This window comes from Pseudomonas sp. LB3P31, assembly GCF_054897945.1.
Genome location: NZ_CM142710.1, coordinates 865,007 through 882,037, shown reverse-complemented (window position 1 = coordinate 882,037; position 17,031 = coordinate 865,007). Strand labels below are relative to the sequence as shown.

Annotated in this window: 14 protein-coding genes; 7 read left to right on the top strand and 7 right to left on the bottom strand. The window is 60.7% G+C overall.

The genetic code is table 11. The annotated features are described in order from the left end of the window. Positions 1 to 5 precede the first annotated feature (5 nt). Entirely contained in the window at positions 6 to 929 is a 924-nt protein-coding gene (locus ACYZTK_RS03770; RefSeq protein ID WP_462013202.1) for a LysR family transcriptional regulator, read from the bottom strand. 98 nt (positions 930 to 1,027) lie between these two features. Here ACYZTK_RS03770 and ACYZTK_RS03765 point away from each other — a divergent pair, with 98 nt between their 5' ends. The 5 genes from ACYZTK_RS03765 to ACYZTK_RS03745 all read left to right on the top strand — a co-directional run bounded on the left by ACYZTK_RS03765 (position 1,028) and on the right by ACYZTK_RS03745 (position 8,039). Next, positions 1,028 to 1,867: an AraC family transcriptional regulator gene (locus tag ACYZTK_RS03765; RefSeq protein ID WP_462013201.1), complete on the top strand. Its 840-nt coding sequence runs from the start codon at positions 1,028 to 1,030 to the stop codon at positions 1,865 to 1,867. 109 nt (positions 1,868 to 1,976) lie between these two features. After that, the gene (locus tag ACYZTK_RS03760; protein WP_462013200.1) at positions 1,977 to 3,803 is read left to right on the top strand and encodes a DUF1302 domain-containing protein; all 1,827 of its coding nucleotides are present in this window, start codon (positions 1,977 to 1,979) and stop codon (positions 3,801 to 3,803) included. A gap of 11 nt (positions 3,804 to 3,814) precedes the next feature. Continuing rightward, positions 3,815 to 5,152: a DUF1329 domain-containing protein gene (locus ACYZTK_RS03755; protein WP_462013199.1), complete on the top strand. Its 1,338-nt coding sequence runs from the start codon at positions 3,815 to 3,817 to the stop codon at positions 5,150 to 5,152. Positions 5,153 to 5,316: 164 nt separating this feature from the next. Continuing rightward, on the top strand, positions 5,317 to 6,657 hold the full coding sequence (locus ACYZTK_RS03750; protein ID WP_462013198.1) for a DUF1254 domain-containing protein: 1,341 nt from the start codon (positions 5,317 to 5,319) through the stop codon (positions 6,655 to 6,657). Continuing rightward, positions 6,654 to 8,039 (top strand): DUF1254 domain-containing protein, encoded by a 1,386-nt coding sequence (locus ACYZTK_RS03745; protein ID WP_462013197.1) that lies wholly within the window; start codon positions 6,654 to 6,656, stop codon positions 8,037 to 8,039. The genes ACYZTK_RS03750 and ACYZTK_RS03745 overlap by 4 nt, the downstream gene beginning before the upstream one ends. Before the next feature lie 75 nt (positions 8,040 to 8,114). Here ACYZTK_RS03745 and ACYZTK_RS03740 read toward each other — a convergent pair whose 3' ends face one another. From ACYZTK_RS03740 to ACYZTK_RS03730, 3 genes are all read right to left on the bottom strand, one after another. After that, entirely contained in the window at positions 8,115 to 10,088 is a 1,974-nt protein-coding gene (locus ACYZTK_RS03740; RefSeq protein WP_462013196.1) for an alkyl/aryl-sulfatase, read from the bottom strand. 279 nt (positions 10,089 to 10,367) lie between these two features. After that, positions 10,368 to 11,264 carry an EamA family transporter gene (locus tag ACYZTK_RS03735; RefSeq protein ID WP_462013195.1) on the bottom strand — a complete coding sequence of 299 codons (897 nt, stop codon included), beginning with the start codon at positions 11,262 to 11,264 and terminating at the stop codon, positions 10,368 to 10,370. Beyond that, positions 11,261 to 12,523 carry an MFS transporter gene (locus ACYZTK_RS03730; RefSeq protein ID WP_462013194.1) on the bottom strand — a complete coding sequence of 421 codons (1,263 nt, stop codon included), beginning with the start codon at positions 12,521 to 12,523 and terminating at the stop codon, positions 11,261 to 11,263. Before ACYZTK_RS03730 ends, ACYZTK_RS03735 begins: the two co-directional genes overlap by 4 nt. Positions 12,524 to 12,622: 99 nt before the next feature. Between ACYZTK_RS03730 and ACYZTK_RS03725 the strand changes: the two genes are divergently transcribed. Next, entirely contained in the window at positions 12,623 to 13,075 is a 453-nt protein-coding gene (locus ACYZTK_RS03725) for a winged helix-turn-helix transcriptional regulator (protein WP_462013193.1), read from the top strand. Positions 13,076 to 13,398: 323 nt separating this feature from the next. Here the strand turns inward: ACYZTK_RS03725 and ACYZTK_RS03720 are convergent, their stop codons facing one another. From ACYZTK_RS03720 to ACYZTK_RS03710, 3 genes are all read right to left on the bottom strand, one after another. Further along, positions 13,399 to 13,800, bottom strand: a complete 402-nt coding sequence (locus ACYZTK_RS03720) for a GFA family protein (protein ID WP_462013191.1) — start codon at positions 13,798 to 13,800, stop codon at positions 13,399 to 13,401. Beyond that, complete coding sequence (gene yghU, locus ACYZTK_RS03715) at positions 13,797 to 14,633, bottom strand: glutathione-dependent disulfide-bond oxidoreductase (RefSeq protein WP_462013190.1); 837 nt, start codon at positions 14,631 to 14,633, stop codon at positions 13,797 to 13,799. Before yghU ends, ACYZTK_RS03720 begins: the two co-directional genes overlap by 4 nt. A gap of 133 nt (positions 14,634 to 14,766) precedes the next feature. Next, positions 14,767 to 15,987, bottom strand: a complete 1,221-nt coding sequence (locus tag ACYZTK_RS03710; protein ID WP_462013189.1) for an MFS transporter — start codon at positions 15,985 to 15,987, stop codon at positions 14,767 to 14,769. Positions 15,988 to 16,115: 128 nt separating this feature from the next. Between ACYZTK_RS03710 and ACYZTK_RS03705 the strand changes: the two genes are divergently transcribed. Beyond that, positions 16,116 to 16,958, top strand: coding sequence for a helix-turn-helix transcriptional regulator (locus tag ACYZTK_RS03705; protein WP_462013188.1), 843 nt, complete (start codon positions 16,116 to 16,118; stop codon positions 16,956 to 16,958). Positions 16,959 to 17,031 lie beyond the last annotated feature (73 nt).

The window sequence follows — 17,031 nt, the reverse complement described above, 5'->3', positions numbered from 1 at the left end:
GCCGTTCAATCTTGCCGCACTGCAAGCAAACGCTGGTCGACCTGCACGATGGCATCGATCATGGCCAGCGCAGCAGGCGTGAGTGAATACCCGGCGCGGCTGACGATACCGTAATGCAACTGCAGGCCTGGGTCTTCGCGCGGCACGTCGGCAAAGTCCAGCAGGCGAATGAGCCCTTGTTCGGCCATTTCAGCGAGCGCTTCCACCGTGGCGAGGCCGACCGCATCGGAGCGCATGACCACGCGGCGGATCGCATCAAATTGCGCGCACTCGACGCTGGGGTTGAAGTCCGGTTCGCCCTGGATGTCGGCGAGGATCTTGCGGATCATCGGCGGAATGCGCGTGCCGACCACCGCATAGTCCAGCAGGGCGCGCAGGGGCAGCTGCGCACGGCTCGCCAGCGGGTGATCGATGCGGCAGAAAAATCTGCCCTGGCGTGGACGCAGGAGCTGGACCCGATACTGCGGGTCGCCAGTGAAGTAACGCGAATCCGCCACCAGGAATTCGATCTGTTGCTCGCGCAGCCAGAGCGCCAGTTGCTCCCAGTCGCCGAGGTGGAAGCGGGTGCGGATCGCCGGGTGGTCGTGGATGAATTCGGCCAGCGCCTCGGGCACCAGCAGCTGCGCAGGGTAGGGGCCACTGCCGAAGTGCAGCTCACCGCCGGTCAGGCCGTTGTATTGCGTCAGTTCGTTGTGCAGCGCCTGACTGCCGGCGAGCAGGCGCCGGGCATGTTGCACCACCAACTCGCCCTGGCCGGTGAGGCGGAATTCGCGGCTGCTGCGCTCCACAAGCGAACAATCGAGATCGCGCTCCAGGGTCTGGATGCTGCGACTGAAGGCGGGCTGGCTGAGGTTGATCGCCTCGGCAGCCCGGCCAAAGCTGCGGTAGTCGGCGAGGGCCACGAGGTGGCGAAGCTGGCGTAAGTCCATCATGCGTCTCCTGCATTTTGCGAATACTTTTAATGCATTTGATCGATAGCACACGGGCTGGCATAAGTACAACCCTGCCATTAACCTCGTAGCTGCTCATGCCGGAACAAGCGTTCACCTCCAGTGCTTTCACCCGAACCATTCTCAACCATGCCGGGCAATCCGGTTTGTGCCAGGAACAGATGCTCGAGCGCTCTGGAATCAGTCTGTCGTGGCTGGACGGACAGCTCCAGCGGATTCCGGCGCTTCTGGTCGAGCGCCTGTGGCTCGAGTGCGAACGTGCGGGGGCCGCTCCCACGTTTGGCTGTGAGCTGGTGAATGCCATGGCGACCACCTGCCTGCAGGGTCTGAACATTCTTCTGGACTCCGCGCCGACGCTACGGGCCAGCCTGGAGTGCTTCGTCGAGTTCCTGCCGCGGGTGACCAACTACGTCGTCGCAGAACTGGAGGACACTGGCGGACAGGCCAAACTGCGTCTGTGCGCGGTCAATACCGCTGCGCATTACTACGCCCTGGACGCCGCCACATTGACCTTGGTGCGCAACATTGCCCGGCGAATCGGACGGGCGCCTGGCGAGGTATTTGTCAGTGTTGGCCTGACCCCGGCACAAGTCGCCGGGGACTGGCTGCGCACCGTCGGCATCAGTGTTGAACAGGCCGCGCATCCATGCCTGGAACTATTCCCCCACTGCCTCGACGAACCCTTGCTGGGGGCCAACCCATTCCTGCACCAGAGCATGCTGCGGCACTGGCAGGCAGAGGCCGCGCAACATGGACGCAGCGACAGCCTGGAGATGGCACGGCACTGGCTGACGGCAGGTGACCAGCCCATCGAACGCATCGCCGAACGCCTGGGCTATCGCCAGCCAAGCAACTTCATCCGGGCGTTTCGCAAGCAGTTCGGCATCACTCCCAAGCAGTTTCGGCTCTCCCTGTAGACGCCGTTTAAACATCGTCATGATTACTTTTTGTCAGCCATCGCTTGCGTGTGAGGCTTGGTAATTCGGCACCGTGTCCGGGCTGAGTAATCCTGACCGGAGCCTAATAATGATAAGAAATAGCTCGGCCACAGCCGGAGTCCGTCTGCGACTTCATCGGCTTGGCCACTCCCGCCCGCAACGTCTCGCCCTGGCGATTTTTGCCGTGCTCGCGGGGCCTTCCCATGCAACCAGTGTCGATATCAATGAAGACTGGAGCCTGTCGACCAAGACCACGCTCAGCCTGGGCAGCAGCTGGTCGACGCAGAACCCTGACAAAAGCCTGATGACCCGCGCCAATGCCCTGCAAGCCCAGGGCGTGCGGGCCAATGGCAGTAGCGTTAGCGCCGACGACAATCGGCTGAATTTCGAGAAGGGCGATCCCATTTCGCAGACCTTCAAGGGCCTCACCGATTTCAGTCTCGACGGACAAGGGCAGGGCGCTTTTGTGCGGTTCAAGTATTGGTACGACCACGCCTACGAAACCCGTCAGGGCCGCTTCAAGGATTTCGACGATTCAGGCTGGGACGATCTGTCGAAGTTCAAGGGTTTCCAGGTGCTCGACGCCTATGTCTGGAAGGACTTCGAGCTGTCCGGGCATCCGTTGAGCGTGAAGGTCGGCAATCAAGTGTTGTCCTGGGGTGAATCGCTGTTGATCCAGAACGGCATCAACGTGATCAACCCGCTGGACGTCTCGGCGTTCAACCGTCCAGGCGTCGAAATCAAGGAAGGTCAGTTGCCGGTGGAGATGGTCTCCTTCAGCTTTGGCCTGACGGACACCACCAACCTTGAAGGCTTTTATCAGTACAACTGGCGCCCCAGCGTGCTCGACGGCTGCGGCACGTTCTTCGCCACCAGTGATGCGATCCAGAAAGGCTGCGGGCCGTTGTACCTGAGCCAGGTGCAGACCGATCAACAGATGCAGGCGTCGGGACTCTATGCAACTTCCCGGGGCTACGAATCGCCGTCCGACAACGGTCAATTCGGCTTTGCCCTGCGCCAGATGATCCCGGCGCTTAACGATGCCGAAGCGGCGGTCTACTACATCAACTATCACTCGCGGCTGCCCTATTTCACCCTTGATGCAAGGAACACCAGGCTGCCCGGCACCTTTCCCGGTGGTATCCAGCCGCCGACCTATGCGGCGGCGTTTCCGGAAAACATCCGCCTGTATGGCATCAGCCTCAACGGCGTCGAGCCCAATAGCGGGATTTCCCTGGCGGGTGAGTTGAGCTACCGGCCGAACATGCCACTGGCGATCAACGCGCCGGACGTCAACGTCGCGGTGATTTCCGGGCCTGGGGGCAGCTCCTGGATCGACTTGCCGGCGGGCTTCAGCACGACTAACGGCGACCGCTACGACGCCTGGGTGCGCAAAGGCGTGTGGCAGATGACCGGGTCGGCGACCCAGGCCTTCGACAACATCCTTGGCGCGACTCGCCTGAGCCTGTTCGGCGAGGCAGGCGTGGTGCACATCGACGACCTCGGCGACGAGCGTCTGGGTCGCAACGCCGCCTTTGGCCGCAGCGCCACACGCAACGGCACGCCGTGCAATACCGCAGCCTCCGGCGTGACCAATCAGTACTGCACTGACAAAGGCTTCGCCACCGACTGGTCATGGGGTTATCGCCTGCGCGCGAGCATGGAGTACAGCGACGTACTGCCGGGCATCAACCTGATTCCGGCGGTGAACTGGCGGCATGACATCTCGGGTTATTCCTACGACCCCCTGGGCCCGTTCCAGGAAGGTCAGCAAGCCCTGGGTCTGAGCCTGACCGGCACCTACTTCAACTACTACAGCGTGGAACTGGCCTACAACGCGTTCTTCGGTTCCAACGACTACAGCACCCTCGACGACCGCGATTTCGCATCCGTCAGCTTCAAGGCAGACTTCTAAGGAGAACCGTTATGCGTATGCAATTGTGCGTGCTTGCACTGGCCTGCACGGTCGGCCTGGCTCAGGCCAAAGGTACCGATCCCGCAGCGTTGGGCAAAACCCTGACACCCATGGGCTCGGAAATGCCGGCCAATGCCGACGGCAGTATTCCAGCCTGGACCGGAGGCCTGGCGGCGAACGCTGGCACCGTCGACAGCAAGGGCGGCTACAGCGATCCCTATGCTGCGGAAAAGCCGTTGTTCACCATCGACTCGAAGAACCTCGGGCAATATCAGAAGTTTCTCAGCCCCGGGCAGATCGCGATGTTCAAGCGCTTTCCCGACAGCTACAAGATGAACATCTACCCGTCGCACCGTAGCGCCAATCTGCCCAAAGACGTGCTGGCGCAAAGTCGCGACAACGTGGCCAAGACCAGCATGGCCGATGGCGGTAACGGCTTGCACGACTATGCGCGGGGCATTCCGTTTCCCTTGCCGACCGAAGGCCTGGAGGTGATGTGGAACCACATGACGCGCTATCGCGGCGGCAGTTACGAGCGCATCAGCAGCTCGGCGCTGGTGCGGGAGAATGGCGCGACCAGTTATGTGCGCAACCAGTCGCTGATCAACTTCGCCGATACCGTGGGCGGGTTAGAGCCTGGTGCCAACGTCCTGTTCATGTTCAAGAGCCGCGTGCTCGAACCGGCACGTCTGTCCGGCGAAGCCGTGTTGGTACACGAGACCATCGACCAGGTCGCCGAGCCGCGTTCAGCCTGGCAATACCTGCCCGGCCAGCGTCGCGTTCGCCGCGCGCCGATGATTGCTTATGACAACAGCGCCCGTTACAGCAACGGCCTGATCACTGCAGACAACATCGACGGCTACAACGGCGCGCCGGACCGTTTCGACTGGAAACTGATTGGCAAGCAGGAGCTGTTCATCCCCTACAACAGCTACAAGATCGGCAGCCACAGCCTCAAGTACGACGAGGTGATCAAACCCAACCACATCAACCAGGACCTGGCGCGATACGAGAAGCACCGGGTCTGGGTGGTCGAGGCGACGCTCAAGCCCAACGCCCGGCACATCTACGCCAAGCGCCGGTTCTACGTCGACGAGGACAGCTGGCAAATCGCGCAGGCGGATCAGTACGACAGTCGTGGGGAGCTGTGGCGCAGCGGTGAAATGCACGCGATCCAGCAGTACGACCACGGCTTCACCTACAACGTCCTGGAGACTTCGTACGACCTGATTTCCGGCCGTTACTACGCAGGTGGTCTGGCCAACGAAGAGACCGAGCCGATGCGCGTCGGGTTTGCGGCGAAGACGGACGATTACACCCCGTCGGACCTGCGCCGCTGGGCTAAATAACACCCGCCTGCCACTACCACGGAACATTCACTGTGGGAGTGAGCCTGCTCGCGATAGGGATATGTCAGTCAACGAAGATGTTGAATGTAATGGCCACATCGCTAGCAGGCTAGCTCCCACAAGGGTTCCGGTGTTTTCCAGTTTTTTCTAGCAGGAGCCCCACCGTGCGCTACTGGATATCCGCACTGACCCTGGGCACCAGCCTGGGCTGTGCTCATGCTGCAACCCTCGACCAAACCCAGGCCAGGCAACTGGCGCAAGAGGCCTACGTGTTCGCCTACGCCACCGTCGAACACGATAAGCTGCTCACCGCCATCGCCGCCAAACTGCCGTACAACAAGCTCTACAGCGAACCGCGATTGCTCGGCCCGCAAGACAACAAAGTGGTGTCGCCGAACAACGACACCTTTTACTCCAGGGCCTTGCTCGACCTGCGGGGCGAGCCCGTGGTGCTGGACGTGCCTGCGGTGCAAGGGCGCTACTACAGCTTCCAGCTGGTCGACATGCGCACCGACAACCTCGATTACATCGGCACCCGCGCCACCGGTAAACAGAAAGGCCGTTACCTGATTGCCGGCCCGGATTGGCAAGGCGCAGTGCCCGACGGATTCAGTGGCGTGATTCACTCGCCGAGTCGCCTGGTGTTCCTGCTCGGACGTACCGAGGTCAAGGGTGAAGCTGATCAACAGGACGCGACCAAGGTGATGCAGGGCTATGCGCTGCAACCGTTGTCCAAGGTGACGGGCGCCGCTGCACCGAACCTGCCGGCTCTGCAGTTGCCGCTCTATCAGGACAGCAAAAGCGCACCGGCGCAGGCGCTGTTCAGCACCTTCAATGCATTGGCACCGCTGCATCAATGGACCCCTGGCGAACAGGCAAAACTGCAACGTTTCGCCGCCATCGGCGTGCAGCCCGGCGCAGCCTTTGCAGCACCTCCAGGCCTGGACGATGCCATTATTCAAGGCGCCGAAGCCGGTCGCGAACAAGTCCGTGTTGCCTCCAGCCAGCTATCGGTGGAGCAACAGGGGTGGTTCCGCTCGCCGGCCAACGTCGGGAAGTTCGGCGACGACGACCTGACTCGCGCGGCCGTGGCTTGGCGCTATATCTACGCCAACGACCCGGTCGAAGCGATCTACCCCATGGCATTGCATGACGACCAAGGCCAGGTGCTGGACGGCAACAACGCCTACCGCCTGCACTTCGCCGCCGGGCAGTTGCCGCCAGTGGATGCCTTCTGGTCGCTGACGCTGTACGACGCCAAGACCCAATTGCTCGCGGCCAACCCGATCCAGCGCTACGCCCTGGGCAACCGCAGCCACGCCATGCAGTACGACGCTGACGGCGGCTTGACCCTGACCCTGCAACAGACCGCACCCGAGCAGCAGGGTAACTGGCTGCCAACACCACAAGCATCCTTCAATTTGCTGCTGCGCCTGTACCTGCCCCAAGCCGCGGCGCTGGCGGCGAGCTACCGACTGCCAACGATTACGAGGATTGCGCCATGAACCTGATGTTCGGTCGACGTCGGCTGCTCTGTGGCATGGGAATATTCGGAGGAAGCCTGATGGTTCCACGCTGGTTGCTGGCCGCTGATGCGGATGACGTCCAGGCCATTGCGCGCGAGGCCTGGATTTACGCCTATCCGATGCTCATGCACTACCAGACCATGGAAAAGCAGGCACTCGACCCTGCTGCGCCGGGCTACGTCGGCGGTTTCAATCGCTTCCGGCATTACAGCGAATCGTACACGCCAAAAAACCGCGACATTGTTACGCCCAACAACGACACGCCGTACTCCTGGGCCTGGCTCGACCTGCGCAGCGAGCCGCAGGTGTTGAGCGTGCCGGCGGTCGACAAGGACCGTTACTACGTGCACCAACTGGTCGATCAATACACCCACAACTTTGCTTACGTCGGCGTGCTCAGCACCGGGCGTGAGGCCGGTGATTACCTGATTGCCGGACCGAACTGGCAAGGGCCGGTGCCCGTTGGTATCAAGGCGGTCCTGCGCAGCGAGACTGAAATCGTCATGGTGCTGGGGCGCACCGGGTTGCACAACGCCGATGACATGTCATCGGTGCGAGCCCTGCAGCAACAATACCGGCTGCGAGCGCTGCATGAATTTACCGGCAGTGCTGCACCTGTTCCGGCACCGAGCATTACGTGGCCGGCGTGGGACAGTAAAAGCGGATTGGGCGTGGATTTTATCGCGGTGCTCAACCAGATCCTCACGTTGTGTCCGCCCCATCCCTCCGAGCAGGTGCTGCGTGCACGTTTCGCGCGCATTGGCATCGTTCCCGGCCAGGGCTTCGATGTCGCCGCCTTGCCAGAGCCAACCCGCCAGCAACTGCTCGCCGGTATTCAGGAGGCGCAAGCTCAGCTGCAAGCGGGTTGCGCCAAGGTACGCACTACCTTTGGGCTGTTCGGTACTCGCGAGGCGCTAGGCGGCAATTACCTCAACCGCGCCATTGCCGCCGCTGTCGGCATCTACGGCAACAGCATCGAAGAGGCTTTCTACACCGGCAGTCGGCTGGACGATCAGGGCCAGCCGCTGCAGGGCGGGCATCGTTACCAGCTGCGCTTCGCCCCAGGCCAATTGCCGCCGGCCAGCGAATTCTGGTCGCTGACACTCTACGACCTGCCGGATCGGCAACTGGTGAGCAACCCGATCGATCGTTACTGTTTGAGCAGCCGCGATCGCTTGCAGGTGGACGCGGATGGCGGGTTGACCCTCGCTATCCAGCCTTCTACACCGCCAGCCCCGAGCAACTGGTTGCCGGCGCCGCAGAGTGGGGCTTTTACGCTGATTTTGCGCTTGTATGGTCCGGGGCGGGAGGTGATTGAGCAGCGGTGGAAGATGCCGGTGGTGGAACTGGTGGCGGCCTGACCGGCTGCATGCCAGGGCCGGCAAGACCGCTGCCACCTGTTCCGTGTGGCAGCGGTCGTATCTATGACTGCGGTGTCAAGGCGTCACGATATTGAACTGCGGACTGAAGGTATCGACGCTGCTCAGCAAACTTCCCAGCTTCGTCCCGTCACCCTTCAGGCTGACCAGTCCCTTCTTGATCGCTGTCGGGAAGTCCAGTTGCTTGAGGCTGATCTGCTCCAGCGTCTCTTTGCTCAGACTCACACTGGCATCCGCCGCCGGGTTTAGCCCCTCGCGGTGGGTGAGTACGCCGTTGCGCAGGGTCAAGTTGAAATCCTTGTTCAGGTCCTGGAACGACCAGTTCAACGTCAAGTCACGGCCCACGGCTTTGTCGCTGTCCAGGCGAATCGCCAGGTAGTCGAAGAACATGTCCGGCGTCATCGCCCGCACCATGTCCACCGACACCGAACTGCCGGCATGCTGTGGCACGCCAGTGCGCAGTTCCATGGCGCCGGTCAGGTACATGTTGCGCCATGTAGCGTTCTCGCTTTGATACCCCAGTTGTTCCAGGGCATCGGCTTGAGCACTGCGGCCTGCGGCATTGTCCGGCTCGGCAAACACCAGCTGATTACCCAACTGTGCCGCCCAGCGATAGTCACCCTTGGCCAATGCTGCGCGGATCTTCTCGACCACCGCCGCGCCTCCACCCATGGCCTCGACCATGTGCCTGGCGGTGTCTACCGGCGGCAACGGATTGAGGTTGGCCGGGTTGCCGTCGTAGAAACCCATGTAACGCTGATACACCGCTCGCGAGTTGTGGCTCAGGGAGCCGTAGTAGCCGCGTGTGTACCATTTTTGCTCAAGATCGCCGGGGAGTTTTTGCATGTTCTCGGCGATTTCCATCGGCGTCAGGCCCTGATTCAACAGGTGCAGGGTGCGGTCGTTGAGAAACGCATACATGTCGCGCTGATCCGCGAGGAATGTGCGTATCCGCTCGCCACCCCAGGTCGGCCAGTTGTGCTGGGCAAACAGCACGTCGCTCTTGTTGCCGTAGCGTGCCAGGCTGCTGTCCAGGTAGCCCGCCCAGGCCTTGGCGTCACGCACTTGCGCACCGCGCGGGGTGAGGATGTTGTGCATCATCTGCGTGGCGTTTTCGGCCATGCACAACGCACGCAGTTGCGGCAGGTAGAGGTTCATTTCCGACGGCGCTTCGGTGCCCGGGGTCAGTTGGAACTCGACCTCGATACCGGCAATGGTGCGGGTTTCCAGTTCTTTGGCAATCAGGTCGGTGGGCTCGATCAGCGTGATGGTGCCGCCGGTAGGCAGGCTCTTGCCCATCCCTGAATCCACCTGGCCTTTTTCACCCCGCGGCAGCAGGCTGCCGAACTGATATTGCGCGCGCCGGCTCATGGCGTTGCCGGCGTACACATTCTCGCTCATCACGTGTTCCATGAACCCGGAAGGCGCGAACACCTTGACCTTGCCGGCACGCACGTCGGCCTCGTCAATCACCCCGCGCACGCCACCAAAATGGTCGACGTGGGTGTGGCTGTAGATCACCGCCACCACCGGTTTGTGCGGTCGGTTCTGGTAGTACAGGTCCAGGGCGGCCTTGGCCGTTTCGACCATGGTCAGGGGGTCGATGATGATCAGGCCGTCGTCACCTTCGATGATGGTCATGTTGGCCACGTCGAGGCCGCGCACCTGATAAATCTTCGGGCTGACTTCGAACAGGCCGGCGTGCGCACTCAGCTGGGCGAGGCGCCACAGGCTTGGATTGACCGAGGCGGGGGACTGGTCTTTGTCGAGGAAGCTGTACGCGGCAATATCCCAGATGACCTTGCCGGACGCATCCTTGACCTGGCCTTTGAACGGCGCAATCAAACCGCGGCCAACCGATTCAAAATCGGTGCGGTCGCTGAAGGGCAGGTTTTGCAGGACTGCGGCGTTGTTGCTCAAGGTGGTGGGACTGGCATCGGCAGGCAGGTCGGCAGCGTAGACCGATTGGGCGAGGCACGCCGTGATCAGGCAGGCCAGCAGGCCGCGAGGGTTCAAAGTAAAGCGGGGCATGGTGTCTCCGATTTTTTTATCGTTATGGTTAGACCAGCCTCGAGGTTAGGGCCGCGGTAGAGCGGGGCGGCAATCGTTAACGGACAAAAAACATGCAGGGGCGTAGCGCCTGTTGCGCATTGGAAAACTCATACACATGTATGGAAACCGCTGAGCAAGCGTGCTACACGCCAGGTCTACCGCAGCACCTTGCCGGGCTTGCAACTTCTACGATTCGGCGTCGATTCGTTGAATGTTCCATTCCCGGCTGTGCCTCAACACCTTCTCTGCGATTCTGCATCAACCAGGTGAGCGCAAAGAGCCCTTGAGGACTACATGCATTATCCGCTGGCCATACAGCCCAACACCAAGGCCTGAGACGATGAGCACCACGGCAAGGATTTTGTTGAGCGACAGATTCTCATTGAAAATCAGCGCCGAACCGAGCAGGCCGAATACCGGCACCAGCAACGATAAAGGTGCGACTGTCGACACCGGATATCGTTTCATCAAAGAGTTCCACACCCAGTAGCCGAACAACGTATTGGGGTAGACCTGGAACAGGATCGACAGCACCGCGCGGTAGTCGAGCTGGCTGACCAATGCGCTGTAACCGGTCGAGCCATTGACCAGGTAATCCAGGGCAAACAGCGGGATAGGCGAAAACGCACTGGACCACACCAGGAAGGCGAAAACCTCAGTGGTGCGGGCTTTCTTGTTGATCACGTTGGCGGTACTCCAGGCCAGCGCACCCAGCAGCACCAGCAGCAGCCCGACGGTGGTAACGCTTCCATCAGCGATGGAGATGATGCTCAACAGCCCACACAGGGCCAGGACCATGCCCGCGTACTGGTAGCGCGAAATCGATTCCTTGAAGATCCACGAGCCCAGCAGGATAGTGAAAAACGCGCTGAACTGAAGCACTAGCGAAGCGATCCCCGCGGATAGACCCGACTGAATGCCAAGGTTGACCACGCCCCAGAGCCCGATACCGAACACCAGGCCGTAACCGACGATGTAGCGCCACTGCACATCTGGTTTTGGGATGAAGAATATTGCCGGGATCGCGCATAGCGTGAAGCGAATGCCGGCAAGAATGAACGGGTCGACGGTGGTCAGGCCCAGCTTGATTACCGAGAAGTTCACGCCCCAGATGGCAGTGATCGTGATGGCGAGTAGCAGGTGCCGGGTCTTCATGATGATCGTCCTTGATGAGTTGTCGAGAGCGTGTTGAAGAACCACACGGCCAGCGCCGTTGCGCTGATCAAGGCACCCAACTGGCTGACCGCCGTCCAGCCCCAAAGCGCGTACACCTGGGTGGCTGCAGCTGCCCCCAGCGCGCTACCCACTGAGTAGAAACACATGTAGGCGCCGACCATGCGACTTTGGGCGTCGGGTCGTGCGGCGAAAATGATGCTCTGGTTGGTGACGTGTACGGCCTGCACTGCGAAGTCGAGCAGGATGACGCCGCAGACCAGCGCGAGCAGGGAAGTCTCGGCGTAGGTGATCGGCAACCAGGACAGCGTCAGCAGGGCCAGGGAAATGCCGGTCACCCGTTGCCCAAATCCACGATCGGCCCAGCGACCAGCGCGCCTGGCCGCCAGCGCTCCAGCCACCCCGGCCAGGCCAAACAGACCAATCTGGGTGTGCGAAAGCGATAGCGGCGGGGCGCTCAGGGGCAGCACCATGGAAGTCCACAGCACCGAAAAAGCCGCGAAGATCAGCAAGGCCAGCAGGCCTCTGGCGCGAAGCGTGGGCTCGCTGATGAACAGTTTGAACAACGAGCCAATGAGCACCAGGTAGGGTTCCCGATGCGCTGGGGACGCGGAGACTGGCACCACTTTCCACAGCACCGCCGCGATGGTCAGCATCAATCCCGAAGACACGAAATACACCGCGCGCCAGCCGGCGATATCTGCGATTAAACCAGAGGTAAACCGCGCCAGCAGGATGCCGAGGACGATGCCACTGGTGACCGTCCCCACCGCTTGCCCGCGTTGCGCTGGAGTGGCCAGTACGGCGGCATAGGCCACGAGGATCTGCACTACCACGGCCAGCAAACCTACCGCGATCATCGCACCCAACAACGCCAGCCATTGCTGAGCGGCGCCCACTGCCGCCAGCGCGATCGCAGACAACAGCACCTGAGTCAGGATCAGTCGTTTGCGATTCACCAGATCACCCAGCGGCACGATGAACAGCAGTCCGAGGGCGTATCCCACCTGAGTCGCCGTGACCACGATGCCGATCATGGACGGGGCGACACCCAGGCTCTGCGCCATTGAATCAAGCAGTGGTTGCGCGAAGTAGACGTTGGCCACCGCAAGGGCGCAGGTCACCGAGAACAAAAAGGTCAGCGCTGGAGGCAGCCCCGCAGACTGCTCGGAGGCGGGTTTTTGTGCAGTGGGTGATTGCCTGACCAAGGGCAGGGTGGCTGAATCGGCATCTGCTGGCATGCGCGCCTCCGTGGCGTTAAACTGGTTTCAATTAAAAACTAGTTCAATTGTTGTCGTATCAGGTTGCAAATTGCAACCACATTGCGCAAGGATCTAAAAATGCTCGAAGACAGTTCACCCTCTGGTAGCGAATGCCCGGTCGCAAGAACGCTGGAAGCTATTGGTGATCGCTGGTCCCTGATGATCATTCGCGATGCTTTCGACGACATTCGTCGCTTCAGCGAATTTCAGAAGAGCCTGGGCGTGGCGAAAAACATCCTGGCATCGCGCTTGAAGACATTGGTTGAAGTCGGGGTGTTCGATGTCTGCCCGGCCTCGGATGGCAGCGCCTACAAGGAATACGTCCTGACCGACAAAGGCAGGGAGATCTTTCCGGTGGTGGTCAGCATGAGGCAGTGGGGGGAGCGGTTTCTATTTGAGGCGGGGGAGACGCGGTCGATGTTGTTGGACAAGGCGTCCGGGGAGACTTTGCTGCCGATCGAGGTGCGCTCAGCGAGTGGTCGCAGGCTTGGGCCTTTTGATTGTCGTCGGGTGAAGATTGTCGGTGAATAGTGATTTGCGAGATATCGAACCAAAAATAACCGCCTTAACTGGCGGTATTTTTCAATCGGGAGAATTCAGGCTCTAGCGCCGGCCATTCGACCAATGGGCTCAAGCTCCTTGCCTTTAGCGAGGCTGACTGAGAGGAACTGACGCTCAACGCTAGTTTCGCCCCCAGCCAGACGGCGGGCTTCTGCTTGGAACTGAGCAGCAAGCAACGGCTTCGGAGTACGCTTAGAAGGCTTTATGGAAGACCTCGGCAATATAATTGGCGTTCATGTTATGCCTCGTTCACTGCGGGTGGACCGGCTCCTACGGGCCAGTATCAAACCGGGTCACCGAGACTGCGGCCAGTGATCCTCGATTTCATACCAGCACGCCTTTGACGATACCTCGACATGCTGCTGCTTTTCGCAAGTAAACGCGGTGTCCAGTGTGCCCAGCGCGATGGATATCCAGTCTGCATAGGGGCCTCGGTTTCTCGACCAGAACAGCGAAGAACCGCACTCGCTGCAAAATTGCCGAAGCACCGATTCTGAAGAGCGGTATGCAGTAATGCCTTGCGCACCCTGGACAACATGCAGGTCCGCTCGCGGCACGCTTGCATAGCTGGCAAACGCCGCCCCATGACTTTTGCGACATTGGCTGCAATGGCAATGTGAAAGCGCCTTGGGGCGTGATTTGATTTCGTACGTTACGGCGCCGCACAGACAGCTGCCCTCAAACGTGTCGGTCATAGATCCTGCGCCTGATGCCGTTCAGCAACCTGGCTCGCTTCATCGCCCCAGATCCGGTTGACTCGCTGGCCACGTATCACTGCAGGCCGCTTGGCGATTTTCTCTGCCCAGCGCTGCAGGTGGGTGTACTGGTCGGCCGCAAGAAACTCGGCAGCCGAATACACATTGTTGCGCACCAGCTCGCCATACCAGGGCCATACCGCGATATCTGCGATGGAGTAGCTGTCGCCAGCAAGGTAAGGACTCTCGGCAAGACGGCGATCCAGCACATCGAGTTGACGCTTGGCCTCCATGGTAAAACGATTGATCGGGTACTCGAACTTCTCCGGCGCATACGCATAAAAATGCCCAAAGCCGCCGCCCAGGTACGGCGCCGCGCCCATCTGCCAGAACAGCCAGTTGAGGGTTTCGGTGCGGCCGGCGAGATCGGTGGGCAGGAATGCACCGAACTTCTCCGCCAGATAGAGCAGGATGGCGCCTGATTCAAATACCCGAATTGGCGGTTGCACGCTGCGATCCAGCAGCGCCGGAATCTTCGAGTTCGGATTGATCTCGACAAAGCCACTGGAGAACTGGTCACCCTCACCGATGCGGATCAGCCAGGCATCGTACTCGGCGTCGGAGTGCCCCAACGCCAGCAATTCCTCAAGCAGGATCGTCACCTTCACGCCATTGGGCGTGGCCAGTGAGTAGAGCTGCAACGGGTGCTTGCCGACCGGCAATGTCTTGTCGTGAGTCTGGCCTGCAGTCGGGCGGTTGATATTGGCGAACTGGCCGCCGGAGGGGGCGTTGTTCACCCAGACTTGCGGCGGGACGTAGGGTGCTTTACTCATCGGATAAGCCTCATGATTTGTCGATAACTACTTGCACCCGGTCGGGCAGGACGTGTTCGACGGCAGCATACCAGTGTAGAGGAGCGGGGAGCTTAGAAGCCTCCACCGGTGAAGTAGTAGCGGGCCAATGCGGCTAACCGGCTTCGGAACGCTCCGCTGCCGAAACCTGACGACCTTTGCCGAACAGGCGAAGTTTGTCTGCGCGCAGATTCAGAAGCTGCAGTGCAGTCCCCAGAAACGCCACGGCCGCGGCGCCAATCGCCAGTGTCCAGACGGGCAGGTGCATCAGCAATAGCAATCCTCCCGCCGCCGCGCCCAATGCGCTCCCCAGGTAAAGCGCTGATTCGTTCAACGCCACCGCTAAATTACGATCGCCATGGCGCTCCCGCTCTGCGATCAACTCGTTGTTCTGGGGAACCTGCAAGGCCCAACCTACGCCACCCCAGATCGCCACAGGAATCATCACCAGCCACGGCGAAACGGCCGCGGCCACTGGCAACGCCACTAGCGAAACGGTTAACCCCAGCATGATGAAAAATGTCAGCACGGGACCCGCGACGCGTTCAACCAGCGGGGTGATCAGCAAGCTTCCAGCGATCCCTCCGAGGCCCCAGACCCACAGATAGGGGGTGATGCTCGCCACTCCTCCATAGACAGGATCGGTGATGAAAGGAGCGATGAAGGTGTACATCCCCAAACTCGACACCGCAGCCAGCAGCGAGACCATCAGGATGCGCAGGATTTTCCCGTCCTGCAGCAACGCGAGCTTGCTGCGCAGAGTCATCTGCGGGCTGGCAGGGATCGCTGGCAGCTTTATTACCAGCCCCAACCAGGCGGCGGCCCCCAGCAGGGCAATCAGCCACAGGGCGGCCGGCCAACCCAACCACTCGGCAAGCAGCAGGCTGAGCGGGACGCCCAGCACGGTGCCAGCGGCCATTCCCGCCATGATGATGGCGATTGATCGACCGCGCTGATCGGTTGCGGATACCGCAGCAGAAGCCGCGATCCCGGTTGCCAGATAAACACCAGCGCCCAGCCCCGCAACGGCACGACACACAACCAGCGCAGCGAAGTCGTCGACCACCGCGCTCAGCGCGTTGGCCACAACGAAGATCGCCAATGCCGCCAGCAATCCGAATCGCTGTCGTTGTGGGGGGAGCAGGGCGACGAAGACCGGCGAACCGATGCCATAAGCCAGGGAAAACGCCACCACCAGTTGCGCAGCCACCGCTACCGGTACGCTAAAAGCCTGCTCGATCATGGGAATGAGGCCAGCCGTGACATAGGACGCCATGCCCAGCGCGAATGCACCGAGGGCTATCCAATAAACCGAAGAGGGTGTTGTCCTGAACATGAGAATCTCCTTTTGCGAAATCAGGGCGCGGCGTCGTTGCGCGCTACCCCCGGTGCGGTGAATTCTTTAGCAGGCTAATCATTGTTACAATATCTACCGTTTATGCTGTTACAGGGAGCAACTGGGTAATGGGAAGGACACTCGAACGGACCCGCGACGAACTGGCGGCATTTTTGCGCAGTCGCCGCGAGCGAATTTCGCCCGAGCAAGCGGGATTGCCCACGACGGGGCGCAGAAGAACACCGGGGCTGCGGCGTGAGGAAGTCGCGGCGTTGGCAGGCGTTGGCCTGACCTGGTACACCTGGCTGGAGCAAGGTCGCGAAATCGGGGTGTCGCCGGCATTTCTCGACAGCCTGTGTCGAGTGTTGAAACTTGACGCCATGGAGCGCAGGCACCTTTACCTGCTGATCTACCAACGTGCGCCAGCCGAGCAGGCGCAGACCTGGTGCGTCGTGCCAAAAGTCATTCACCGCTTGATGGCAGACATGCCGCTGCGGCCCGCCTATGTGCTGAATCTGCGGTGGGACGTGCTCGCATGGAATGCCGCCGGCGATAAACTCTTCAACTTTTCCGCGAAACCACCAGAACAGCGCAACCTGCTGTGGAGGCTGTTTACCGATGAGCACATGCGTTCGTTGTTGTGCCCATGGAAGCAGCAAACGAAACAGATGCTCTGCAGTTTTCGCCGGGATTTTGCCCATGCTTCCAAGCAAAGCGATGTCGCTGAGTTGGTGCGCAGCCTGGAGAAAGTCAGTGCCGAGTTTAAACAGTGGTGGAACCGCCAGGATATCCACGGCCCTTGCCAGGGCATCACGCATTTGGCTATTCCGTCATTCGGAAATATAACGTTCGAGCATGCTTCCCTGACCATTGATGCCGACCGGCATTTGCACCTGGTGTATTACGCACCGAGCCTGGAAGAGGCTGCCCAGCGCGGCTTTGAGTCCTGGCTGCAAGGCCGGCCCGGCTAACCATTCAACGAATGACAGGTGGCTTGCTGCGCACTTTTATAAAGCGGGGTGACGATGGTGCGCACCAGTTGGA